Here is a 23,593-nt window from a genome sequence, read left to right as displayed (position 1 = left end):
ATTCCTCTTTGAAAATCTCTCTATTTGATTATCTTCGCGGCTAATCCGCCGCTAAATTCGCGGCCAATCGCACAATCTCGTGCCAACTGTCGCCCACCCGGAGCGGAGCGAAGGGTGGGAAAACTATGATTACGGAAGCAGAATGAGACCTTTTTCGCAATTTCAACGCACGCACACCTGCGGCGAACTGACCAAGGCGCACGCGGGGCAAACGGTCCGGCTCAACGGCTGGGTCAAGAAATATCGCAATCACGGCGGAATCCTGTTTATCGATCTGCGCGACCGGTTTGGCATCACGCAGGTGGTTTTCCATCCGCAGAATTTCACCGAGGAACAGATGAACGAGGCGGGGCATTTCCGCGGCGAATTCGTCATTGCCGTCGTCGGCACGGTGATGCTGCGTCCGGAGGGGATGATCAATCCGAACCTTGCGACCGGCGCAATCGAGGTGGACGTGCGCGATTTCGAAGTGCTGGCCGAGTCGGAGACGCCGCCGTTTGAAATTGAGGAAGAGACTACGGCCAATGAAGACTTGCGGCTGACCTACCGCTATCTCGATCTGCGCCGCCGTTTTCTGGCGGACAAGATCGAGCTGCGCCATCGGCTGGCGTTTGCGGTGCGGCAGTATATGCACGAGCAGAGATTCCTTGAGATCGAGACGCCGTTGATGATGCGCTCGACGCCGGAGGGCGCGCGCGACTACGTGGTGCCGTCGCGAGTGCATCCGGGCAAGTTCTACGCGCTGCCGCAATCGCCGCAGTTATTCAAGCAAATCCTGATGATTGCCGGCTTCGACCGTTATTTCCAGCTCGCACGCTGTCTGCGCGACGAAGACCTGCGCGCCGACCGCCAGCCGGAGCATACGCAGATTGACATCGAGATGTCGTTTGTCACGCAGGACGACATTTTCACGGTCGTCGAGGGAATGATGAAGTATGCGTTCCGGCAAGTGATGAATGTCGACATCGCAGCGCCGTTTCCGCGATTTCCGTATGACCAGATCATGAGCGAGTACGGCTCCGACAAGCCGGACTGTCGCTATGAGATGAAGCTGGTGGATTTCGGGCCGGCATTTGGCGGGACCGAATTCAAAGTGTTCGCCGATGCCCTCGCTACGGGCGGTGTCGTCAAAGGCATGGTCGTCAAGGGGCAGGCCGGACTTTCGCGCAAGCAGCTTGAGGAGATCGAGGCTGAGGCCAAACTTGCCGGAGCGAAGGGGCTGGCGTGGATCGCGCTGGCTGAGGAAGTGAAATCGCCGATCAAGAAGTTCCTCACGGATCAGACCGTCGCGAAGTTGAAAGAATTGGGGCAGGCACACGACGGCGATTTGATTCTGATTGCCGCCGGTGTCAAGCTGCCGACCGAAATGATCCTCGGCCGCGTGCGCAGTTATTGCGGCAAGAGGTTCGGGCTGATCGATAAGTCGAAGTACGTGTTTCTGTGGGTGACCGATTTCCCATTGTTCGAGTACAACAAGGAGATCGGCCGGTTTGATGCGATGCACAACATCGTGACGTCGCCGAAGGAGCCGGATATTCCACTGCTTGATGAGGGCTTCACGAGTTCGCTGGCGCTAGCCGATCCAAATCACCCGTGGGCGCGGATTCGCGCAAATCAGTACGATCTGGTCTGCAACGGATTCGAGTTGGCCTCGGGGGGAATTCGTAATTATCGCTCAGATATGCAGAAGAAAGTGCTGAACATTCTCGGAATGGACGATGCCCGCGCGGAGCGGATGTTCGGTTTCTTGCTGAATGCTTTGAAATACGGCGCTCCGCCGCACGGGGGCATTGCACTGGGCTTGGACCGCGTGACGGCGATCATGACCGACTCGGACTCGCTGCGCGACGTGATTGCATTCCCAAAAACCACTGCGGCACAATCGCTTATGGACGGTGCTCCGACTGAGATTGAGCCGGAGCAGCTGGCTGAATTACATCTGTCGATAGCTATTGACAAGAAGAAGTAATCGCTTAGATTTACCGGGGAGAGAATTGACCCCACCCCTCGGGTGGGGAATTCTTTTTGTGTTGTGCTGTGTATGGAGGGAGAATTCCTTTAGACAGCCAACGGTAAACAATGAGGTGTGAAGAAAACCTGATTGAGTGACCCGAACGGAAAAAAGATCGAGGTTAAGAACGTCGATCCGCGAATCTTATTCGCGAGCAATAACAATCTGATCAAGACGATCGAGGCCGGATTTGATGTGCAAATCGTGGCTCGGGGCGAGACGGTCACGATCACGGGGCCGGATGCACATCTGGCCGAGATTCTCTTCTACGATCTGTTCGAACGCTTGCAGCGTAAGGGCGAGATTTCGGAGCAATATCTCAATTACGCGATTACCTTCATCAAGGAGTCTGGGCAGGGGCCGGCCGCTGAGCTTGATATTGCCACCGCGCTGACGAGCATCTACAAAGCCGACATCAAGCCCAAGACGATCGGCCAGAAGGAATACCTCGAAGCGATCGAGAAGCACGATATCGTGTTCGGCATCGGCCCGGCCGGTACCGGTAAGACCTATCTTGCTGTAGCTGAAGCAGTTGCCGGGCTGCGGAATAAGGCCTTTGGCCGCATTATCCTGGTGCGACCGGCGGTGGAGGCGGGAGAATCGTTGGGATTCTTGCCGGGGGACATCCGCGCCAAGGTCGACCCCTATCTTCGTCCAGTTTATGACGCTCTACACGACATGCTTCCTGCCGATAAAATAAAGAAGCTGATGGAATTAGGCGTAATCGAGATCGTTCCATTGGCCTTCATGCGCGGTCGCACGCTCAACAGCGCATTTGTGATATTGGATGAAGCGCAGAACACGACGGTCGCACAAATGAAAATGTTCTTGACGCGTATTGGTGAGGGCTCGAAAGCCGTTGTCACGGGGGACGTGACGCAGATCGATCTCGACAGGAAGCGGATATCAGGACTGATTGCCATTCAGAAGATTCTCAAGGACATTCCCGAGATCAAGTTCATCTATCTCTCGGACAAGGACGTCGTGCGGCACCGCCTGGTGAAGCAGATCATCCGCGCGTTTGACCGCTACGAGAATCGCCAGAGATAATTCATGTTCACATTAGTACGCAGAGGTTTGCGGACGGTGCGACGCCGTATCCGCAAAGAGAGTTCGGGGGAAGGTCCGAGCGCGCTGGCGCGGGTCTGGATTGTCCTGCTGGTCGCCTTTGCGGTGATTTTCACTTCGTTCCTGTTTCCGATGGCGCATGTCTTTGCGCCGCCCTCGGCGCCGATGGTGGGTGATATCGCGAGCGAGGATATCATCGCGCCGTTCGACTTCCCGGTTTACAAGAGCGATGAGGAGCTCGAGTTCGAGACCCGCCAGGTGCTGACCTCGTTGCCGGCGGTCGTCGTCTATGACGAGCAGCGGGTGGATTCGACGATTCGTGGGCTCGATCGTTTCATCCAGGTCGCCGACAGCATCAAGCACCGGATCAAGAACGTGGCGCGGGCAGCCGACCGACTGCGGGTATTTTATCCGCAGTTCAAGGAGGCGGCGCTGCAGCGCCTGATGGCTGCCGACAGCATCGGTGTCGTCCATCGCGTTATCCGTGAATCGCTCCTGGACCGCTATTTGGTCGGTGTGGCCGAGGCGGACACGATCGTGCCGCAGGGCTACCCGACGGTGCAGATCAAGCGCAGCGATCGCGCCGCGACTTATGCCGCCGACCAGATCATCGGGCTGGCGCGCGCCAGGCTGGAACTCAAGGAAGATCTGGCGGCCCACGGTGAGCCGCACAGGATCGGCGGCCAATGGCTGTCGGATATTGCGCAGCCGTTCCTCGCGGCCAACCTGCAATTCTCGCCGGAAGAGACAACGAAGCGCCGCGAGAGCGCGCTCAATTCGATCTCGACGGTGCGCACGTGGTTCCGCGCCGGGCAGCGGATCGTCGCCAAGAACGAGCCGGTCACGCGCACACATATCGAGTGGCTGAATGCCCTGGCTCAGCATCGTTCCGAATCGGGCACCAAGGCGGGGCTGTTCCAGTATCTGCTGCCGATCTTCGCGCGGCTGCTGTTTGTCAGCTTCGTCTATCTGACCTTTCTCTGGGCGGTGTATCTCCTGCGCGGCAAGAACGAATTTCGTCTCGACCGTATCCTGCCGCTGTTGATCATCGTGGTCGGTAGTGTGGCGACCGCCTATCTGATTACCGAACAGGCCGGGCTGTCGCTCTACCTCGTGCCGATCGCGGCCGGAGTGATTCTGGCGGCGATTCTCTTCGACCTGGAAACGGCGGTGCTGGTGACGCTCACCGAAGCGGTGCTGTTCGGCATCATTTACGAATTCAATTTTGAGTTCAGTTTCATCGTGACGGTTTCCGGCCTGGTAGCGGCGTTCACGATGCGCGCGGTGAAGAAGCGCTCCGATTTCTACCGCGGCGCACTGTACCTGGCGGTGGCCATCACGGCGACGGCGTTCTTGCTGGAGGCGTTGCGGTTTTCCTCCAGCGAGGTCATCCTTCAGCAATGCGGTTATGCCCTCATCAACGCCGCGGCGTCATCATTTCTCGCGATGGCGACGCTGCCGCTGTTCGAATCCCTTTTCAATTTCACGACCAATATCACGTTGCTGGAACTATCGGACATGAATCATCCGCTGCTAAAGCGGTTGGCACTGGAGTCGCCGGGAACGTATCACCATTCGCTCGTGATCGGCAGTCTGTGCGAAGCAGCCGCGGAAACGATCGGCGCCAACGCCCTGCTGGCGCGTATCGGGGCGTACTACCACGATATCGGGAAGATGGAAATTCCCGACTACTTCGTGGAGAACCAGGTCGGGGTGCGCAGCCGGCATGAAGAACTGTCACCGTCGATGTCGGCGATCGTGATCAAATCGCATATTGCACGCGGACGCGAGCTGGCAGAGGAGAACGATCTGCCGGACAAGATCATCGCCTTTATCGAAGAGCACCACGGCACATCGTTGATGTCTTTCTTCTACAGCAAGGCCAAGGAACTCCATCCGGACGAGGAGATTTCCGAGGCCGAATTTCGCTATCCCGGCCCGCGGCCGCAGTCGAAGGAGACGGCGATTCTGATGCTGGCGGATTCGGTGGAAGCGGCATCGCGTACGCTCGAGGATCCCAAGCCGGCGCGGATTCGCAACTTGATTCGCAAGCTGATCAATGATAAATTTCAGCAGGGGCAGCTGGCGGAATCGAACCTGACGCTGGCCGATCTCCAGGGCATCGAGGATGCGTTTGCCAAGGTGCTGATGGGTGCGTTTCACAGCCGGGTGGACTATCCGAAGCGCGAAGAAGAGAAGACGCTGTGAGCCGGCGCGCCGCGATTTACAATACGGTGGCAGGGACGCGCGTACCACGTACGGCTCTGGCGAGATTGGCGGAGATCGTGCTGCGCGGCGAGCGGCGGAAACAAGGCGTTGTCCTTGTCTTCATCGACGATCGCCGGATGAGCAGTCTGAATCGGCAATTTCGCGGTAAGGACAAGACGACCGATGTGCTGTCTTTCAACATGAACGAACCCGACGACCCTCTGTTAGGCGAGATCTATATCTCGATTGCGGAAGCGCGGCGTAACGCCCGGGAGTATGGGATCCCGCCAACGCAGGAAATCCTCAAGCTGTTCTGCCACGGGTTGCTGCATCTTTGCGGCATTCACCATCCGACCCCAAAGAAACGCGCGGTCATGGCCGCCAAAGAAGACGCCTACCTGCGGCGACTGGCGAGGAGCTGCTGATGCTGCCGGTACTTGCCATGCTGGCGGGCATCATTGTGCTCTATTACATCTCTTACAGCGTCAGCGTCGCCGCCAGCGGTCTCTATCTAACCGACTCGAATGAACGCAAGCTGTTGGAAGGTCTGAGCGACTCGCGGCGCGCATCGGTGGAAGCCATCCTGGACAATCCTAAGCGGCTGTCGGTGACCGCGACATTGGTGCAATCAGGCGCGTTGATCGTATCGACCGTGCTCTGGTTCTTAATCGGCTCCCGCCTGGAACTGCCGATGCTGCAGAAATATGCGCTGGAGGTCATTCTAATTGCCGGAGGCTGGTTCATTCATACTTCGCTGGTGGCGGTAATCGCACCGAATCTGCGCCGCGAGCAGGTGCTGGACGTGATCCAGTCGAAGACCTGGCTGTTGCGCCTACTGATGGCCATCAGCGCGCCGGCGGTGACCTCGATCATCCGGTTCAAGAGCAATCTGCTGGAGAAGCAGGATCTGGAAGAGAAGAAGGAAGAAATCGTTGAGCGCGCCATTGAAGAGCTGGCCGATTCCGCCGGGATCGACGAGCCATTGATGGGGCCGGATCTGCGCGACATGATCGGCAACGTGTTCGATCTCGCCGATTCCGAGGTACGCGAGATCATGATCCCGCGGATCGAGATGTTGACGATCGACCGCGGCACGACCTTCGCCGAGGTCAAGAAGATCGTCGCGGAGAACGGCTATTCGCGCTATCCGGTGATAGACGGCGGTATCGACAATATTGCGGGCGTGCTCCACGTGAAAGATATTCTCAAACGTTATCCGCTGCCGGCGGATACGGAAGATGTCACGGCCATCGCCCGGCCGGCATTTTTTGTGCCGGAATCCAAGAGCCTTCGCAGTCTGCTCGAGGAATTCAAGCACCAGAAGGTGCACATGGCGATCGCCGTCGACGAGTACGGCGGCACGGCCGGCCTGGTGACGATGGAGGATATTCTGGAACTCATCGTTGGTGATATCCAGGATGAGCACGATACTGACGAGGAAAGCGATGTCGTCAAGCTGAACGACTCGGAGTACATCGTGTCGGCCAATCTCTCGATGACCGATCTCTCGGATCGATTGGAGCTGCGTCTGGAAGAAAAGGAATTTGAGACTGTGGGCGGCTACATCTACGATCTGGTTGGTTCGCTTCCCGATGTCGGCCAGCGCATCGCCACCGACGGCCTCGACTTCGTCGTCGAGCAGGTTAACGGCCAGCGCATCGAAAAGGTTCGCATCATTGTCAAGTCTCCGCGCGAGCAGCAGGCGTAGTCCGCCGGCGCTGATCGGCAATTCCCCGGACTCGTAACCGGCACAAAAAAGGGACAGGCGGTGACGCCTGTCCCTGCGCTGACTCTGAGCGAATCTCTAATCTTCGCCCTGGGCTTTGGTGAAGCCGTCTTTGCCCTCGAATACCGACAATTTTTCGATGTGCGCCCAATGCAGGCCCATCGAACTGGCCTTCTGCAGCAAGGCGATCAGCAGTTCGTCGGTGAGTTCCTTGGTGTCATCACGCATCATACAGCGTAAGCGGAACTGGTCGACAGTGTCGGTGATGGCGCCCATCGTCGGGTAGACCTTGGTGCCGCGGCTCGACACCATCTTGAGGCGCAGCGGCGTGCCGTCCAGCAGCGTCTCCGCTTTCTTGCCCAGCTCGTCGACCGAGCCAGTCCACTCGACAAACAGGTCGGTTCCGGCGACGCGGCGGCTCTTCACGCGCACGAAATCGGGGCGCAGGTCGATCTTCGGCATCTTGATCGGCTTGTGGTCGCGGACTTTGAACTTCGTCGACGATTTGCCGAAGTTGGCAATGATGGCGTCGGTGTACTGCGTAGTTGAGGCGGCCCTGGCGTCGCCGACGACGTCGCGCGGCATGACCTTGCCTTCTTCAAGCGTGTACATAACCGAGTTCTCAATCAATGCGGCTTCCTTGAACATTTCCAGGTAGCGCAGCATCATGACGGCGGAGAACAGCACGGCGGTCGGATTAATGACGTTTTTGCCGGCGTACTTGGGCGCCGAGCCGTGTACGGCTTCAAAGATCGCCACTTCACTGCCGAGATTGGCCGAGGGAGCGAAACCGAGACCACCAATCAACGCCGACGACAGATCGGAGATGATGTCGCCATTCATATTGGTTGTGATGATGACCTCAAACTGCTCCGGCTTCTTGACGAGCTGGTGCGCGCAGTTGTCGATGATGATGTGAGCTGATTGGATGTCAGGATACTCCGGCGCGATTTCCTCGAAGGTACGCTTGAGCATGCCTTCGGTCAGCTTCATGATGTTGGCCTTCGTCGCGCAGTGGACCGACTTGCGGCCTTCGGCGCGGGCAACTTCGAAACCGAGCCGTACAATCTTCTCACAGCCCTTGCGCGAGATCAGTTTCAGGCATTGCGCCACGCCCGGCGTCTGCATGTGCTCGATGCCGGCGTAGAGATCCTCGACGTTTTCACGCACGACGACCAGATCAACACCGCGACCGCTGTAAGGTGTCTTGACGCCCGGCAGTTCGCGCGCGGGACGGATGTTACCGTAGGTCTCGAACAGCTTGCGCAGAGTGACATTAGCGCTTTTCTCGCCGTAACCGACTGGCGTTCCCAGGGGTCCCTTCAGGACGAGGTGAGTTTTCCGAACCGACTCAATCGTCTCCGGAGTCACGCCGGAGGGGATACCTTTTTTGAAGACCGATTCGCCGGCTTCGCGTTCCTCCCAGGCCAGAGGCGCACCGGTTGCGGCGATGATCTTGCGGGCGGCATTGACGCATTCAGGGCCGATGCCGTCGCCGGGAATCAGGGTGACCAGGATTTTGCCGTCGGGGGTTTTATAGGGTGTGGTCATGAATCAACTCCATGTTGGTAAGGTCTCATCGCAGCGCGCGATGTCAGGTCGGAGCCCGCGGCGCAGGCTCCGGTGAAGCGCTAATCTACAAAAAAGTAGCTATTTGCAAACAGAAATCTTGGCAACGGTCATCAGCGTGCGTCAATGCGGCTTGGATTCGCCGCCGCCATTGCGGCGGGCCGGTTCAATGCCGTGCGCCGCCAACGCTTGCAGGGAACCGTCGACCCAGGCGTAGACCGATTGTTTTTCTGCATCGGACAGGCCGGCGCTCCAGTGCATCAACTTGTAGTTCCACGGCGGCATCCCGCCTTCAGCGATTTCGTCCCGCAGCTTGCGCAGGTCGTCGACCGGTCGGCGCGTGCTCTTGAAGGGGAATCCGCCCGACATGTCGAGCTCTTCGCGTGCCTGCCGGATGTCGCTGTCGATCAGGCCGCGGACCAGCGGCAGCTTGTAGTACCAGGGATAGCGCGTCCGGTCGGAGTGACAGTCGTAGCAGGCTTTGATCCAGATCGGCTCCAACGTCGCAAAGCCGCTGCGAATCCCAGCGTAAACCGAGTCAACGGCGGGTGCATTGACGGCAGTGGACTCCGGCTGTTCGTCGGCGACGGCGAGTGCAACCAGAATGACAAAGGCGATGGCAATGGACACGAGCAGGATGCTGCGCGCTGAGGCTCTCAGGTTGGGCATACGTTTCTCCTTCAGTCAAGCTCCTCCAAAATACGAAGCCATCTAGTTGAGACAAGTGCCAAAACGCTGCTTCCAGCCGTCCGGAAGCGGCAGACATGCGGCGACAAAGCAATTGACAATCGTTGTACATTCCGTAATTTTAGCGCCGTTCTCGAAGGCCTGATCCCGATGGAGGTAAGAAAGAAATGCGCAAATTGATCCCGCTGCTGTCGTTGGCTCTGTTCGCATTGGCCGTGTTGGCCTCGTGCGCGTCCGAAGCTCCGGAGATTACCAAGTTGTACACCGATGCCAAGTCCATGTGGGACGAAATCAACAAATCGTTTTCGCTTCCGCGCGGCGCCGAACGCACCGCGGCCATGAACAAGTTCATCGCGGAGAAGTGGGACGAAAAGATTATCGGTTCGCTGACGCAGTATTTGGAAAAGGCGCCGTCGGGTAAACACATCGCGGAGGCGAAGAAGCTGTTGGAAGAGGCGCGGAATTCCCAGGCCTTACGGGCTTTCGCCCAGGCGCGGCCGTTGTTCGAGCAGATGGGCGCCCCCAAGACGCCGGAAGAGGCGGAGTCGTTGACCGTGCGCTGGCAGCGACAGCAGCAACAGGCCGCGGACACCACCGGCGCGACCAGCGTTCCGGCAGCCGGACAATAGGGATAACCGCGGTTTCACTTGAAACCCGGCACCCAGCGCGCCGTATAATCGCCGTGGAATCGGTAGCAGGTCAGCGTGTTTAGTTCACTCATCGCCAAGATTTTCGGTACCAAGTACGATCGCGACATCAAGGCGATCCGGCCTTTCGTCGGCCGCATCAACGAGATCTATCCCACTCTGCGCGATTGGTCCGATGAAAAATTCGTCGAGCGCACGAATGAGTTCAAAAAGGAGCTGGCTGAACTCCGGGCGGAAATCCGTGCCGAAGCGAAAGAACGCAATTGGGACAAGGACGAGTTCAAGAAGAATCTCCGCACCGAAATCGACGACTACCTGAACGAAATTCTGCCGGAAGCTTTCGCGATGGTCAAGGAGACCTGCCGGCGACTTTGCGGCACTTCGTGGGATGTCTGCGGTTTCGAGACGGCCTGGGAGATGGTTCCGTACGACGTGCAGTTGATCGGCGGCATTGCTCTACATCAGGGCAAGATCGCCGAGATGGCGACGGGCGAAGGCAAGACGCTGGTGGCAACGATGCCGCTGTACCTGAATGCGCTGGTCGGTGACGGCGTCCATCTGGTTACGGTCAACGACTACCTGGCCAAGCGCGACTCGGAGTGGATGGGGCAGGTGTTCAAGTTCCTCGGCCTGACGGTCGGTTGTATCCAGCGCGACATGGACTTTGCCGAGCGCCGGGCGCAGTACGCCTGTGACATCACCTACGGCACCAACAGCGAATTTGGCTTCGACTACCTGCGTGACAACATGGCGGTGGCACCGGAATACCGGGTTCAGCGCGGGCACTACTTTGCGATCGTGGACGAGGTCGACAGCGTGTTGATCGACGAAGCGCGCACGCCGTTGATTATCTCCGGACCAGTCGAGAGCTCGAGCCTGACCCAGCGGTTCCAGGAAATGCAGCCGCTGGTCGAACGGCTGGTCAAGCGCCAGACGGAATATGTCAACAAGATCGCTGCTGATGCCGAGCGACTGTTCGGCGAGGACAAGTTGGACGAAGCCGGCATCGCGATGCTGTCCGTGCAACGAGGCGCGCCGAAAAACAAGCGACTGCTCAAACTCTACAAGGAGCAGGGTGCGCAGAAGCTGGCGCAGAAGGCCGAGCTGGATCTGCTGCGCGAGAAGCGCATGCACACGCTTGACGAAGAGCTCTTCTTCGTCATCGACGAAAAAGAACACACGATCAATCTGACCGACAAGGGCCGCGAGTTGCTGTCGCCGGAAGATAAGCAGCTGTTCGTTCTGCCCGATATCACCGAGGGACTGCACGAGATCGACTCGAACGAAGCGCTCACTCCCGAGCAAAAATTGGCGGAGAAGGAGCGGCTTTACAAGTTGCACGCCGAACGGGCCGACAAGAATCACGCGATCAACCAGTTGCTGAAGGCGTACACGCTGTACGAGAAAGACGTCGAGTACGTCGTGCAGGAAGAGAAAGTCCTGATCGTCGACGAGTTCACCGGCCGCCTGATGCCGGGGCGGCGCTATTCGGACGGGCTCCATCAGGCGATCGAAGCCAAGGAGCGCGTGCGCGTCGAGGGGGAAACGCAGACGGTGGCCACGATCACGCTGCAGAATTACTTCCGGCTCTATATCAAGCTCGCCGGCATGACCGGCACGGCCGAGACGGAGGCGGGCGAATTCTGGGAAATCTACAAGCTCGACGTGATGGTGATTCCGACCAATCAGCCGGTACGGCGCATCGACTTCGAAGACAAGATTTATCGGACCAAGCGTGAGAAGTACGCCGCGATTATCGAGGCCATTCGCAAACTGCACGAGAAGGGGATGCCGGTGCTGGTCGGCACGGTCTCGGTGGAAGTCTCGGAGCAGCTGTCGCGGATGCTGAAGCGCGAGAAGGTTCCGCATAATGTGCTCAACGCAAAATTTCACCAGCAGGAAGCGGAGATCGTGCGCGACGCCGGCCGCGCCGGCACGGTGACGATCGCGACCAACATGGCGGGCCGCGGTACCGACATCAAGCTGGAGAAGCGCGTTGTCAAGCGCGAAGTGATCACCGACGAAGTGCGCGATCTTATCGAGCAGATTCCCGATGCTGACGGCCTCAAGCTGGCCGACGACGAAGAGCCGTACGGCCTGCACATTATCGGCACCGAGCGCCACGAATCGCGGCGTATCGACCGGCAGTTGCGCGGCCGGGCCGGCCGTCAGGGCGATTTCGGACTCTCCGAATTCTACCTTTCGCTCGAAGACGACCTGATGCGCCTGTTCGGCAGCGACCGGATCGCCTCCGTGATGGACCGCCTCGGCATCAAGGAAGGTGAGGTCATCGCGCACCGGATGGTGACCAAGGCGATTGAGCGCGCCCAACGCCGCGTCGAAACGCAGAACTTTTCGATCCGCAAGCACACACTGCAATACGACGACGTCATGAACAACCAGCGCACGGCGATCTACGACCGACGCAATTCGATCATTGATTCGCTTGACCACAAGGCGGAAATCGAGGAAATGATCGTTGCGGTTGCGGAGTCGATCGTGGCAGAGAGTTCGACGACGATTGACGGGGAGGAATCGGTCGATCTGAACAAGGTGGCTGTGGCAGCGCAAGGTGCCTTCCTGCTGAGCATCGATCCGCGTTCCAAGGAGTGGTCGGATCTGACCAAAACCGGACTTGCCGAGCAGTTAGGCGAATTTGCACTGGCGCACTACCACAATAAGGAGGCGTTCCTCGGAGCCGAGATCATGCGCCACCTCGAGCGTTATGCGTTGTTGTCGACTATCGATACGGAGTGGAAGGAACATCTCTACGAGATGGACCAGCTCAAGGAAGGGATCGGGCTGCGCGCCTACGGCCAGCGCGACCCGCTCTTGGAGTACAAGAAAGAGGCGTTTACGATGTTTGAAGCGCTGCTGGAGCGAATCGACCGCACGGCCGTCAGTTTGGTCTTCAAACTACAGCCTGTTGATCGGTCCGCCGAACAGCGACGCCAGCAGCAACAGTCGCGACTGCGTTCGGTACATGAGAGCATCAGTGGCATGCGCGCCACCGCGCCGCAACCGGAGCAACCAGAAGAGACGATGCCGAGCAAGGGGCATACGATCGTCCGGGAGATGCCCAAGGTCGGCCGCAACGACCCCTGTCCCTGCGGCAGCGGCAAGAAATACAAGAAGTGCCACGGCGCAGAGTAGCGCCCCTACTTGATGAGATAATTTAGATTCCCGCTGAGCATGTAAACAACGACGTCGTCTTCCTTGGCGTCGTGGTATTCAAAATCGGTGCCGCCAATTAGCGCGAAGCGCAGGCGGCGGCTCAGTTTAATGTCCCCGAGCAGATCCAGGCGCACGAACCAGTGATCGGTGTAGAATTCGGAAGCAGCGGCAGTGAAGTTGCGATAGCCCCATTGGCTGTCGAGATTCAGTGTGAACCACGTTGAGGCCAGGGTCTCATAGCCGAGCAGCAGCTGGCTGGAGCGATAGTCTTGCTCGCCGTAGCGCGCGTCGAATGCCCGCAGACGCTCGCCACCGAGACCGAAACTGAAGGTCGACAACAGTGAATAGTGATAGTCGAGCTCCACGCGCGTCAGCAGCCGGTAGTGCGAGAACGTCGCCAACGACTGCGCATCGTAACTGAAAATCTGCCCTTCGACACGCGGGGCCAGCTCGAGGTTGTCGGCGAGCGCAAACACCAGATCAAGATAGGGATTGAAGTAGTAATAGTCGTCGCGTTGGCCGGGCTGTACGGAATTTTTCCTTTCGGCATACAGACTGGCCATGATCGAGCGGCCGGCGTCGATGTCGTCGTAGGCCGCATCCGCCATCCAGCGGGAGAAATCGAGGCTGCTGGAGTCGTAGGCATCGCGCCGGTCGTAACGCAGGTTGAGCCGCAGGTCGGAGAATTCGGCCAGGTGCCGGGTCAGGCGCAGGCGCGACTCGTGCTGACGGTAGCCGTAGACAGCGGCGCTGCGCTCGTCAAAACCGGTATACTCAAACTCCTGCGAGATTTCCACTTCCCAGCGGCTATTGTCAAGCAGCCGCAGCCCGAGACGGGAGCTGTTCTGCAGGCGCGACTGGTACAGGGAGAAATCATCGCTCTGACCATAAGACTTAAATTCTGCGTCCGAGACGAACCGCAGCGCGCCCCACTGCACTCGGACGGCCGTCACATTACGCAGTTTCTCGTTGCTCAGGAGCGAATTGTTGGCGAGCGCGATTGTCACCGCCCCCTGGTTCTGCAGTTCCAACCGCAGATTGATGCCGGTCTCCTCGATGCGGTCGGAATAGCCCTTGATCTCCGCCAGTGAATCCGGCGTGATCCCGAGCGTGTCAATTGCGCGCAGGTAGTAGTCGTGTGAGATGAAATCGTAGTTCAGTCCGGCCTTGCCCGACCATCGCCATTCGGCCGACGCCGAAGAAATGGATCCGGCGAGCAACAGCACGGCAACCAGACGCGCCGCAGTCGCTGCGGCGCCGCCCGCCACATCTTCCGCCATGATCTTACCAGGTTCCGAGTATCTTGGCCGCTTGTTGGTTCAACTCCATTACGACACGCACGATGACCAGTGCTTGCTGGTGGTTGCCTTGCTCATAGTAGGCGCGCGCCCGCTCCAGTTTCTGCTGCGCCTCATCCAGCAGGTCGGCGGCAACGCGATTGTTCCGGTCGGCAGCGGCTTGCTGGAGACGCTCCATTTGCGCTTCGGCGATTTGCATCGCTCTCGCCGCCTCGTCTTCCGCCCGTCCGCCGGTGATCATGCGCAGAGCTTTGTTGACGCGCACCAGACCACCCGCCAGCAGTCGCAGCGCTTCGTCATAAGCGCCGGCCTGATAGAGTTCTTCGGCTTTCGCGATCAAGTCTGAACCGGACTCGAACAAGGTCCGGGCGGTCTCATTACTGGAGGCGGTAACGGCGTCCCGATTGTCGTCGACCAGGGCCCGCGCGCGCTCGAGGTTGGCGCGCAGTTGGTCCCGGCGGCGTTCGCCGGAGTTAAAACGCCCCACCAGATCGCGGCAGACTTCCTGGGCCCGCCGGGTCAGCAGCAGCGCCTGGCGCAGACTATTCTCGGACAGCAGGTCCCGGGCGCGATCCTGCAGTCGTTGCGCTTCCTGCAGTCGCAGCTCCAGTCCCGCAGCCGAGTTATTGTCGCTGACGGTGCGGACTTGTTCGAGCCATTCGTCGGTGACATCCAGCTGCTGCTCGACGAAGTCGCGTTCATCGCCAGAGTCAACGATGCTGCCGATGCAGCGGCGCGCCGCCTCGCGCGCCTTGTCGGTCCATTGTTGTGCCAGCAGCAGACGGTCTTCGTCGAAGGCCGCTTTCGCGCGATCCTGGAACTGCTCGGCTTGCTTGAGCAACAGAGCCGCCCGTTGACTACTGGACTGCTCGACGCTGGTGCGGGCCTCGTCGAGAATGCGGTCGGTCTGCTCAATCGCTTCGCGGACACGCTCGCGATTGTCAGGTTGCGCGCAGGCTGGTGAGCTTCCCGCAATCACGGCCGCGGCCACCAGCAACAGCGCCACACCTCGCCAAAACTCTGTTGGATTCATCCGCCGGGTTCTCATCTTATGCTCCGCCAGAAGACGAGTCAAATAGCGTGCCAGACGCACCAGCTTGCGCCGCAAGCTTAAGTTCCTGTCGGACATGACCGTCGGCAAAGGCAGTGGAGTGATCGGCGAAGCTGAGAGCCACCCGACTGCTAAAACGTACCTGCGTGCTCATTTGAATGTCCCGTCAGGTTCAGCTTCGATCATAAAGATCTTCATCCGCGAATAAAGCCGCCGCCGGGTGATTCTGAGGATTTGCGCAGCTTTGGTCTTGTTGCCGCCGGCCTGGTTCAAGGCTTCGACGATGATTCGCCGCTCCGCTTCGCCGAGGCCGCCGGCCCCAATCCCGATAGTCGTTTCCTCCGGCTCGATGCCGAGCAAATCGGGTGATATCGGTTCGCCGTCAGCCAGGATGAAAGCGCGCTCGATGATGTTTTTCAATTCGCGCACATTACCGGGAAACGGATAACTGCGCAGGAGATCGTGGCAGGCCGAATCGAGGGCGCCGTAGCGGTATCCATGGCGGCGCAGGAAGTACTCGGCCAGATGCGGCACATCCTCACTCCGCTCGCGCAGCGGCGGAATCGCAATCGGAAATACGCTCAGGCGGAAATAGAGATCCTCGCGAAACGTTCCCTGCTCAATCGCCGCCTTCAAGTTGCGGTTGGTGGCGGCGACAATACGGGCGTTGGAATGCAGGGTTTCGGTGCCGCCCACGCGGACGAACTGCCCCAACTCCAGCACCCGCAGCAGCTTGGCTTGCATCGCCGGGGAAATCTCGCCAATCTCATCCAGAAACAATGTGCCGCCATCGGCCAATTCAAACCTTCCCGGCTTGCGCCTGATCGCACCGGTAAAGGCGCCCTTTTCATGGCCGAAGAGTTCCGATTCGAGCAGGGTTTCGCTCAACGCCGCGCAATTCAGGGCGATGAACGGCCCGCCGGAACGCGGCGACCGTTTGTGAATCATGTTGGCTACGAGTTCCTTGCCGGTCCCCGACTCGCCCAACAGCAGTACGATCGAGTCGCGTTTGGCGACCTTGTCGATCAGTCCGAACAACTGCTGGACACTGGGCGCATTGCCAATGAACTCGCCGACAGCAATGGCTTCATAGTCGGCGGTCAGTTGCTCGTTCAGCCTGCGTGCCCGACTGGCCTCCAGGAATCGGCTGACCAACAGGGTCAGTTCATCCAGCGAGAATGGTTTGATCAAGTAGTCGTAGGCGCCGGATTTCATGGCCGTCACCGCCGATTCGGCAGTGGCATAAGCGGTCATCAGAATCACGCCGGTTTCCGGCGATCGATGACGGACTTCGCGCAGGACCTCGAGACCGTCCGGCGGCGGCATCTTCAGATCGGTGACGACCACGTCGAACGAATCAATTTCGAGCGCCTTGATTGCGGCTTGGCCGTCATGGCAAACCGTAAGGGAATGACCCGCATCTTCCAGCGCCGATGCCGCCAGCAGCGCCATCTTGGGCTCGTCATCAACGACCAGAATCTTCGCCATGCTTTCCTTCCGGAATCAGAATCGAGAACACGGTACCGTTTCCCGGCTGAGATTCTACTTCAATTTTCCCGTTCATTTTCTCGACCAAGCGCTTTACCACGAGCAGCCCCAAACCGGTGCCGTGCACCTTCGTGGTATAGAACGGATCGAAGATCCGCTTTAGTTGTCGCGGTTCCAGACCGGCGCCGGTATCGCTGACCAGCAGCCGCAAGCCGCCATTGGCGGCTTCGACCTTGACGACAACTTTGCCGCTTGACGGCGTGGCGTCAAGGGCATTGCGCAAGAGGTTGAAGAGAACTTGACGGACGGCCACGGAATCAACCGTGATCGCGGCAGCGTCCGCGGCGATCGCGCTGGTCACCGTGACACCGCGCCGCGCTGCGTCCTTGACGATGCCAGGCAGGAGTGAATCGAGCACGGAGTCAATTGCCTCCGGCGTACCCTTCAGGTCGCTCGGTGAAGCGAACTGCAGGTAGTGAGTCGTGATCTGGTTGAGGCGGTCGACCTCTTCGGGAATGTAGTCGAACAGTTGGCGATCATCGCCATCAGCCGGCGCGAACTTGCGCCGCAATCGCTCGGCCGTGGCCTTGATAATACCCAGCGGGTTGCGAATTTCGTGCGCGATGACGGCGGTCATTTGCCCCATCTGCGTCAGCGCGGCTTGCGAGACCAGCAGTCGTTCCGCCCGCACCAGCCGGCGATTGAGCACCAGAATAATCACGCCGATCAGGATCAGAGCGGCAATGGCCGTCGCGTTGACAATGATCAGGTGGCGGCGATAGTCGGCGAATTTCGTGAAGAATTCGAAGCTGCTCTCAATCAGCAGTACCGCCAGGACGGAGTCCGATCCAACCGGCTGATAGGCCGACTTGAAGTAGCGCTCGCCGACCTCGTATAAGGGCGAGACCCCGGCCTCACCCAATTGCGCGCGGCCAAGTGCTTCCGCATGCAGCGGCAGAAACAGCTCGACCTCGGAGAGGCTGTCCTCCAGCGAGAGCAGATCGCGATTGTAGCCGTCGAGGAGGTAGATGCCGGATAGTTGGTCGGCGTCCCGGACCCGAACGAAGTAGTCTTCCAGGAGGATTACATTTGGCAATGAAAGCCGGCCTCCGATCAGGTCTTCCTCCAGGACGGTCTCGACGTGCGGCTCAATTGCGCGGCCGACCGAGAGCAGCCGTTGTCCCAGAGACTCGTTAAGCGTGTCGACTGAGCGCTGATATAACAGGTAGAGCGAGATATTGAACCCGCCTACCATCAGCACCAGCAGGGCCACAATTGAGATGGAGATGATGCGTCGCGCGCCGAAATTCGCCACGGTCCTACTTTCAGCAACTAATCCAGAAGCTGTCAACGCCGGGCGTGTTACACCCGGATGTACCAACGTGGTTCAGCGACTGAACATCCTGGTACACTTTAGACATCGGCCGACTCTGAGCTGGTCGTGATGCACTCAGGCGCAGTCGGGATAAGACAAAGCAAAGCAATAAGTTATACTGCTTACCGCAATCAGCGTTCATTCCGGCACGCCGTTTGACACACTTTGAACTGACCCTACGATCACCTGCTTCGGTAAGGAGAGAATTATCATGCAACTCAACAAGCTCTTTTTGATCGGTTTGGTTCTCATAATGGGGGTCTGGATGGTTGGTTGCAGCGACAAGAGTGCGCAGAACGACAACACGGCAACCGAACAACTGAATCTAACGGATGACTTCGGTGGTTACAAGGCGACCGATGAGAGTCCGGCATTCGGTGATGACGAGATGACGGAGCTTGAGGGAAGCGTCGATGCCGACGATCCGTTGCGGTTAAGACCCGACATCGACTCGTTGCGGCAGCGCTTGATCGATGTCAAGGTTTACTCCGTCGAGTTCCTGTGGGGACATCTTGAACTCGACTCCACTGAGACCGATATCACCGACTGGTCCGGTTCGATTGCCGTCGAGCGCGGCGGAATCGTGGCCGTACGCCTGATTCGCTTTGAGCGGGGCGACTACATCGTCCGCCCTCGCCTGTACCGCACCGAACTTGATTTTGCCAGTTTCACCAAGCCGAGCTTTGATGGTCTACTCTTGTTCGTCTATGATCCTGAGCCGGACTCATTTGATACCGAGAACACTCTGACCTTCACCTCCGGCCCGTACACCCGGACGTTCACGATGTCGGAGCTGGAGCAGATTAGTGAAGTCGTCGACGTCGGCGACAATCAATTTTCGGTAAATGCCTTCCGGATTGACCAATTTGAATGCGGTGAGGGCTTCTTTGAAGGCCGCTGGGTTCGTCCGGCTTCTGACAAGGGGCTCGGCACCTTTGTCGGCTGGTGGATTTCCGAGGATGGCTTGTTACTTGGCCACGTACATGGACACTTCGGCCAGCGCAATGATGGCGCGGAGGTCATGTTCGGAAAGTGGATCAGTGCCGCCGGTTTGTTCCGCGGATTCCTGCGCGGCGAGTGGGGATTCGGCTCCGACGAGGATCCGGCCAACACCGATCTTGGCTGGTTCGAAGGCCAATTGTACGACAGCGACGAAACGGCTATCGGCAACTACGACGGCAATTGGGTGGCGAAAGAACGACCCGGCAACCATGGTAACGGCAATGGCGACAATGATGATCACGCGGATTCGCGGCGAGCGAAGCACGGCTATTTCCGCGGCCAATGGTCCTTGAATTGCGAATGACCCTGTCCTGAAGGCGCGAGTGCGCCTTCAAACAAGCGGGACGCCGGATTGCCCACCGGCGTCCCGTATTTTTTTGCCTTGTGGGAGAATGTCAATAAAAACCGAGGAGGCAATCGCTCGGTGAATCGAGCGAGGTGACCTAATATCCGCCGGTCGTCAGCTGCGGTAATCCCATCAGAAAATCAAGTGCCGCCATGCGGGCGTTGACGTTTCGCCGCAGCTCCTGGCGCATCCGCTCGATACGGTTGTTGATGCGGTCGTGCCAACCGGCAGTGCCGGACGCCAGCGCACCGGCATAGCTGTCGTAGAGATCGAAGTAGATCAATTGCGCGTGCGCGCCCGCCGCCCCGGTGGGGAGGTTCTGCAGTACCGCCAGATCGCGGATCATACACTGCCAGTGCGTGCAGACGACTTCGACGCGATCGCGCGAAGCGATGGCCGCGGTCTCGGCGAAACGGGCGTAGGTGGCGGCCGCATTCTGCTTCAGTCCGGACGCCAGCATCTCCCAGGCGGTCTCCCGCAGGCGGAAAAACTCGCCCTCAACCAAGGCATCGATCGTATGAAGTGAGCCGCGCGCCAGTCGGGCCAGCAATTCGGCCCGGTCAGCCGCAATGCCGGCGGAGCGGAGATACTCGATCACAAACGACTGGGACAACGCCGGAATGCTTACGCGCTGCAGCCGCGACAGGATCGTCGGAAGCAGGATCCGCGGCTGGTCGGTCACGACAATCAAGAAGGATTTCTCCGGCGGCTCTTCGAGAAGTTTCAGCAGCGAATCCATCGTACCCGGCAACATTCGTTCCGCCTCGTAGATGATTCCCACCTTGTGGCGTGACAGCGTGGCGCGCGTCGCCAGCCGCGATTGGAACCGGCGAATTGCCTCGATGGGGATGAAATGCTTGGGGTCGGCGTAAGACGGTGCAAACGGTTTAGCCTGTTTGCCGAACAAGTACGGCGCGTACCACTCATCCCAATCTTTGTCATCGGCAGGCAGCGGGAATAGCAACTGAATATCAGGATGCGCGAACTGCTCGATCTGGCGGCACGAATCACACTGGCCACAAGGCGCGTCGGCCGTGGCATGCAGACAGCCGATGCGCTTGGCCAGGTCAAACGCCACCGACCACTTGCCGACGCCTTTGGGACCGGCCAAGAGCAGCGATGCCGGCAGGGTTTGCGCGCGGAAGCGCTGAATCATTTGCTCAAGGGTTTTTGCCTGGGGATGGATCGTCATAGCTCTCATTCGTTAATGGCGCAGCCAGGCATTGGGATCGACCGGCGTTTTGCCTTCGCGCACTTCAAAGTGCAGCCGGCTGCCCGCGGTGACGGCGAACGCTTCGCCCCGGATCACCTGCTGGCCTTCGCTGACGTCGATCCGGTCCAGATTGCCATAGACCGTATAGATGGAGCCGCCGTGGTCGACGACGACAAAGCGTTCCAGGCCGCGCGCCCAGCCGATATATATTACTTCGCCGGTCAGAGCGGCAACCACTTTTGCGCCCCGGTTGGTGGCGATGACCACGCCATTCGACTTGCTGGTCAGTCCGCTGCGGGAATCCCGGGAGAGACCGAATTTGTTGACCACGGGGCCGGTCACCGGCCAGAATAACCGCCCTTTCATTTTCAGGTTAAGTTCGCGTTCGCGCTGCCAGATGAAGTCACCGGTGCCGGTTACCTGGGCATCGATTTGGGCGAAGACTTCACTCAAGGCCGTCGACGACTCGCCAATCTGATCCACTTGCCAAGCCAGATCGCGGCTTTCGCTCTTGAGATCGGCCAGCAGTGTTTCGCGTTGGCGCAGGGCCGCGCGTGCGCGTTGTTCTTCCGCCGCCCGCGCCTTGGCATTCTGCGCCAATTCCTCTTGTCGCCGCTGCAGATTCGCGAGCACAGCAGTCTTGTCGGTGATGGCCGCGTCGATCGACACTAACTGCCGGCTGTCGCTGCGGATCAGCCGCGCCGTCAAATGGGATTGCCGTTCCGTCTCGATCTGACTCGAATATAAGTACGGTATGTCAAAGTGGTTCACTTCGTGCAGCATGAAGACTTTTCGCAGTCGTCGCGCGGCCAGCTCGCTCGCCGTTGCCGAGGTTGACTGCAGCGACCGCAAGGTGTCCTCCGTGGCGGCAATTTCGGCCTTCAGGTCAAGCGATTGCTCCCGCAGTTGCCGCTGTAGACGACTCGAGAGTTCCAGCGCCCGGTCGATACTCTCGAGTTGCTTGTAGAGATCGGCCTGCGATTTCATCAGCCGCTCGGCTTCCGCCCGCGCCCGCTCGAGCTGCGCGCGCGTAGCCGCCAGTTGCGAGGTATCGGCCTGGCCGAAAAGGAGAGGAGTGGCGAGCGCAACGACCAGCAGGATCATCGCGGCAGTGCTCGTCATCGCAGCGCCCCGCGCAGCGCAAACGCCGTGCCGACGATCGTCACCGCCACCGTGATGAACATGACCGCGACGATTCCATCGGGACCGAAAAAGCTCAGCCGCAGGCTCCACTCGCGCGCCAGCACGCAGCCGCCGTAGAGCAGTCCGAGACAGAGCGCCCCGGCGATCAGCGCATCTCCCAGCGTCCGCGAAAAGACCGGGATGCCCACAAATCTCCAGCCGGCGCCCAGCAGGCGCATGGCCGCCATGAATTCCTGATGCGACGAAAGCAGCCGCCGCGCCTGCCAGAAGATCAGGAGCAGCGCCGCCAGAACCGTGGCGATGCGCAGCGCCAGCGCCACCCGGGCAGTCGCGGCAAAGGTCCGTTCCTGCGCCGCCAGCCACTGCGCGCCGTAGTCGACACTCTCGACAAACGGAAATTGCTTCAACTGAATTGCGGAAATCTCAAAATTGGTGAGCGTCGATTTGACCGGTGCAAAACGCACCTCGAGTACATTGGGGAACGGATTTTCGGCGCGCCCCGGCAGCAGTTCGGCGCCGATCAACGCCTGCATCTCGGCAAAGACCTCGGCGCGATCGCGGTATTCGAACGATTGATAGCCTTCCAGTGCCTTGACCCGGCCGGTCAGCGTGCCGATTTGCTCGGCGGTCAACTGGTCGCTGAGATAAACCACCAGCTTCAACTGCCGGCGCAGCTCGAACTCCTGCTGATTGAGATTATGCATTACCAGCAGAACCAGCGCAACCGGTGCCAGCGACAGCATCACTTGCAGCGCGGTGATGATTCGCGCGCCCGGGCCGCCGCCGACCTCATGCGACCAATAGCGATTCACGCAGGGAAATGATCCTTTCAAAGCGCAGGCAACCATCCGGCGTCTTGCGGCGTTCGAAGATCAGCACCGCTGTACCGAGCGTCGCCAGGCGGAAGAGCGCGGGTTTGATGATCCGCAGATCCGTCTCGTCCGAGCGCAAATCGGCCAGCACCAGCGGCGGGTACTTGATCGCCAGTTGCGCCAAGCTCACGAGCCGGCGTTCCTCTGCAGTTAAGTCCTGGGCGCGCCGCCGCATCTTACCCAACAATCCGACTTCAGCCAGTTGCGCCGTAACGCGATCGTGGATGTGCCGTTCCTCGCGCCGGCCGATACGCAGCGGCAGCGCGACATTGTCGAAGAGGCTGTGCCGGGAGACCAAGATGTCGTCATGGCGGAGCACGCCGATTCGTTGTCGCAGCCGTCGCATTTCGCTGCGGCTGGCCTGTTCAACCTTCCCTCCCAGGACATCAATCGTGCCGGAGTTGAGTTTCTGCTCGCCCAGCAATGCCGCCAGAAGCGCCGTCTTGCCGGAGCAGGGCGGGCCGAAAATGATGCCGATATCGCCGGCGCGCAGCGTGAACGACAGAGATCCCGTCGGTGCTTCCGCGGTCATGACGGCATTGTTAATCTGAAGAACGCTGGTCATACTCAAAAGCCGGTCAAGTGCCTCCGGAGACAGAATCTGCCGTCTGCGCGGCCGTTTGACAACCAGTTTTTGGTTGACGGCGGCAGGCATGCTTCGTAGCCATTAGGAGACTGACTTGGTGAAGGGCGAGGTATGAAAGCACTCGGGATT

General features: G+C 59.3%; 18 protein-coding genes. 8 read left to right on the top strand and 10 right to left on the bottom strand.

Going from position 1 to position 23,593, the window contains the following annotated elements; genetic code table 11:
* Positions 1-142 precede the first annotated feature (142 nt).
* The 5 genes from aspS to IT585_05330 all read left to right on the top strand — a co-directional run bounded on the left by aspS (position 143) and on the right by IT585_05330 (position 6,995).
* Positions 143-1,969, top strand: coding sequence for an aspartate--tRNA ligase (aspS, locus tag IT585_05350; protein MCC6962658.1), 1,827 nt, complete (start codon positions 143-145; stop codon positions 1,967-1,969).
* Between the two features lie 156 nt (positions 1,970-2,125).
* The gene (locus IT585_05345; protein MCC6962657.1) at positions 2,126-3,061 is read left to right on the top strand and encodes a PhoH family protein; all 936 of its coding nucleotides are present in this window, start codon (positions 2,126-2,128) and stop codon (positions 3,059-3,061) included.
* Between the two features lie 3 nt (positions 3,062-3,064).
* Positions 3,065-5,287, top strand: coding sequence for an HDIG domain-containing protein (locus tag IT585_05340; GenBank protein ID MCC6962656.1), 2,223 nt, complete (start codon positions 3,065-3,067; stop codon positions 5,285-5,287).
* Positions 5,284-5,712: an rRNA maturation RNase YbeY gene (gene ybeY / locus IT585_05335; protein ID MCC6962655.1), complete on the top strand. Its 429-nt coding sequence runs from the start codon at positions 5,284-5,286 to the stop codon at positions 5,710-5,712. Before IT585_05340 ends, ybeY begins: the two co-directional genes overlap by 4 nt.
* Positions 5,712-6,995 carry an HlyC/CorC family transporter gene (locus tag IT585_05330; GenBank protein MCC6962654.1) on the top strand — a complete coding sequence of 428 codons (1,284 nt, stop codon included), beginning with the start codon at positions 5,712-5,714 and terminating at the stop codon, positions 6,993-6,995. The genes ybeY and IT585_05330 overlap by 1 nt, the downstream gene beginning before the upstream one ends.
* Positions 6,996-7,091: 96 nt before the next feature.
* Here IT585_05330 and IT585_05325 read toward each other — a convergent pair whose 3' ends face one another.
* Positions 7,092-8,564, bottom strand: a complete 1,473-nt coding sequence (locus tag IT585_05325; protein ID MCC6962653.1) for an NADP-dependent isocitrate dehydrogenase — start codon at positions 8,562-8,564, stop codon at positions 7,092-7,094.
* Between the two features lie 141 nt (positions 8,565-8,705).
* The gene (locus IT585_05320) at positions 8,706-9,251 is read right to left on the bottom strand and encodes a heme-binding domain-containing protein (protein MCC6962652.1); all 546 of its coding nucleotides are present in this window, start codon (positions 9,249-9,251) and stop codon (positions 8,706-8,708) included.
* A 185-nt stretch (positions 9,252-9,436) separates the two neighbouring features.
* On the opposite strand from IT585_05320, the gene IT585_05315 reads away from it, so the two are divergent.
* The gene (locus IT585_05315) at positions 9,437-9,898 is read left to right on the top strand and encodes a hypothetical protein (protein MCC6962651.1); all 462 of its coding nucleotides are present in this window, start codon (positions 9,437-9,439) and stop codon (positions 9,896-9,898) included.
* Between the two features lie 75 nt (positions 9,899-9,973).
* Positions 9,974-13,069 (top strand): preprotein translocase subunit SecA, encoded by a 3,096-nt coding sequence (secA, locus tag IT585_05310; protein MCC6962650.1) that lies wholly within the window; start codon positions 9,974-9,976, stop codon positions 13,067-13,069.
* Between the two features lie 5 nt (positions 13,070-13,074).
* Here the strand turns inward: secA and IT585_05305 are convergent, their stop codons facing one another.
* The 4 genes from IT585_05305 to IT585_05290 form a co-directional block, all read right to left on the bottom strand.
* Positions 13,075-14,370, bottom strand: a complete 1,296-nt coding sequence (locus IT585_05305; protein ID MCC6962649.1) for a hypothetical protein — start codon at positions 14,368-14,370, stop codon at positions 13,075-13,077.
* 4 nt (positions 14,371-14,374) lie between these two features.
* A complete protein-coding gene (locus tag IT585_05300) occupies positions 14,375-15,436 on the bottom strand; it encodes a hypothetical protein (GenBank protein MCC6962648.1) in 1,062 nt (353 codons plus the stop codon).
* Positions 15,437-15,589: 153 nt separating this feature from the next.
* Positions 15,590-16,927 (bottom strand): sigma-54-dependent Fis family transcriptional regulator, encoded by a 1,338-nt coding sequence (locus IT585_05295; GenBank protein ID MCC6962647.1) that lies wholly within the window; start codon positions 16,925-16,927, stop codon positions 15,590-15,592.
* Complete coding sequence (locus IT585_05290) at positions 16,905-18,242, bottom strand: hypothetical protein (GenBank protein ID MCC6962646.1); 1,338 nt, start codon at positions 18,240-18,242, stop codon at positions 16,905-16,907. The genes IT585_05295 and IT585_05290 overlap by 23 nt, the downstream gene beginning before the upstream one ends.
* A 271-nt stretch (positions 18,243-18,513) precedes the next feature.
* On the opposite strand from IT585_05290, the gene IT585_05285 reads away from it, so the two are divergent.
* Positions 18,514-19,608: a hypothetical protein gene (locus IT585_05285; GenBank protein MCC6962645.1), complete on the top strand. Its 1,095-nt coding sequence runs from the start codon at positions 18,514-18,516 to the stop codon at positions 19,606-19,608.
* Between the two features lie 139 nt (positions 19,609-19,747).
* Here IT585_05285 and IT585_05280 read toward each other — a convergent pair whose 3' ends face one another.
* From IT585_05280 to IT585_05265, 4 genes are read right to left on the bottom strand one after another with little or no spacing between them, the layout of a single operon-like run.
* Positions 19,748-20,842 carry a hypothetical protein gene (locus tag IT585_05280; protein MCC6962644.1) on the bottom strand — a complete coding sequence of 365 codons (1,095 nt, stop codon included), beginning with the start codon at positions 20,840-20,842 and terminating at the stop codon, positions 19,748-19,750.
* Positions 20,843-20,854: 12 nt separating this feature from the next.
* Positions 20,855-21,985, bottom strand: a complete 1,131-nt coding sequence (locus IT585_05275) for a peptidoglycan DD-metalloendopeptidase family protein (protein ID MCC6962643.1) — start codon at positions 21,983-21,985, stop codon at positions 20,855-20,857.
* Positions 21,982-22,818 carry a hypothetical protein gene (locus IT585_05270; protein MCC6962642.1) on the bottom strand — a complete coding sequence of 279 codons (837 nt, stop codon included), beginning with the start codon at positions 22,816-22,818 and terminating at the stop codon, positions 21,982-21,984. Before IT585_05270 ends, IT585_05275 begins: the two co-directional genes overlap by 4 nt.
* Positions 22,796-23,443 carry an ATP-binding cassette domain-containing protein gene (locus tag IT585_05265; GenBank protein MCC6962641.1) on the bottom strand — a complete coding sequence of 216 codons (648 nt, stop codon included), beginning with the start codon at positions 23,441-23,443 and terminating at the stop codon, positions 22,796-22,798. The genes IT585_05270 and IT585_05265 overlap by 23 nt, the downstream gene beginning before the upstream one ends.
* Positions 23,444-23,593 lie beyond the last annotated feature (150 nt).

The sequence above is a fragment of the Candidatus Zixiibacteriota bacterium genome (assembly GCA_020853795.1).
Taxonomy (GTDB): domain Bacteria; phylum Zixibacteria; class MSB-5A5; order CAIYYT01; family CAIYYT01; genus JADJGC01.
The sequence above is the reverse complement of the archived record's forward strand: the minus strand, read 5'-3'. Positions and strand labels throughout refer to the sequence as shown.

Excerpts from the sequence above, each read along its gene's own strand:
- aspS (MCC6962658.1), top strand. The coding sequence starts at position 143 with ATGAGACCTTTTTCGCAATTTCAACGCACGCACACCTGCGGCGAACTG.
- IT585_05340 (MCC6962656.1), top strand. The coding sequence starts at position 3,065 with ATGTTCACATTAGTACGCAGAGGTTTGCGGACGGTGCGACGCCGTATC.
- IT585_05330 (MCC6962654.1), top strand. The coding sequence starts at position 5,712 with ATGCTGCCGGTACTTGCCATGCTGGCGGGCATCATTGTGCTCTATTAC.
- IT585_05325 (MCC6962653.1), bottom strand. The coding sequence starts at position 8,564 with ATGACCACACCCTATAAAACCCCCGACGGCAAAATCCTGGTCACCCTG.
- IT585_05320 (MCC6962652.1), bottom strand. The coding sequence starts at position 9,251 with ATGCCCAACCTGAGAGCCTCAGCGCGCAGCATCCTGCTCGTGTCCATT.
- IT585_05315 (MCC6962651.1), top strand. The coding sequence starts at position 9,437 with ATGCGCAAATTGATCCCGCTGCTGTCGTTGGCTCTGTTCGCATTGGCC.
- IT585_05305 (MCC6962649.1), bottom strand. The coding sequence starts at position 14,370 with ATGGCGGAAGATGTGGCGGGCGGCGCCGCAGCGACTGCGGCGCGTCTG.
- IT585_05300 (MCC6962648.1), bottom strand. The coding sequence starts at position 15,436 with ATGAGAACCCGGCGGATGAATCCAACAGAGTTTTGGCGAGGTGTGGCG.
- IT585_05295 (MCC6962647.1), bottom strand. The coding sequence starts at position 16,927 with ATGGCGAAGATTCTGGTCGTTGATGACGAGCCCAAGATGGCGCTGCTG.
- IT585_05285 (MCC6962645.1), top strand. The coding sequence starts at position 18,514 with ATGCAACTCAACAAGCTCTTTTTGATCGGTTTGGTTCTCATAATGGGG.
- IT585_05280 (MCC6962644.1), bottom strand. The coding sequence starts at position 20,842 with ATGACGATCCATCCCCAGGCAAAAACCCTTGAGCAAATGATTCAGCGC.
- IT585_05275 (MCC6962643.1), bottom strand. The coding sequence starts at position 21,985 with ATGACGAGCACTGCCGCGATGATCCTGCTGGTCGTTGCGCTCGCCACT.
- IT585_05265 (MCC6962641.1), bottom strand. The coding sequence starts at position 23,443 with ATGACCAGCGTTCTTCAGATTAACAATGCCGTCATGACCGCGGAAGCA.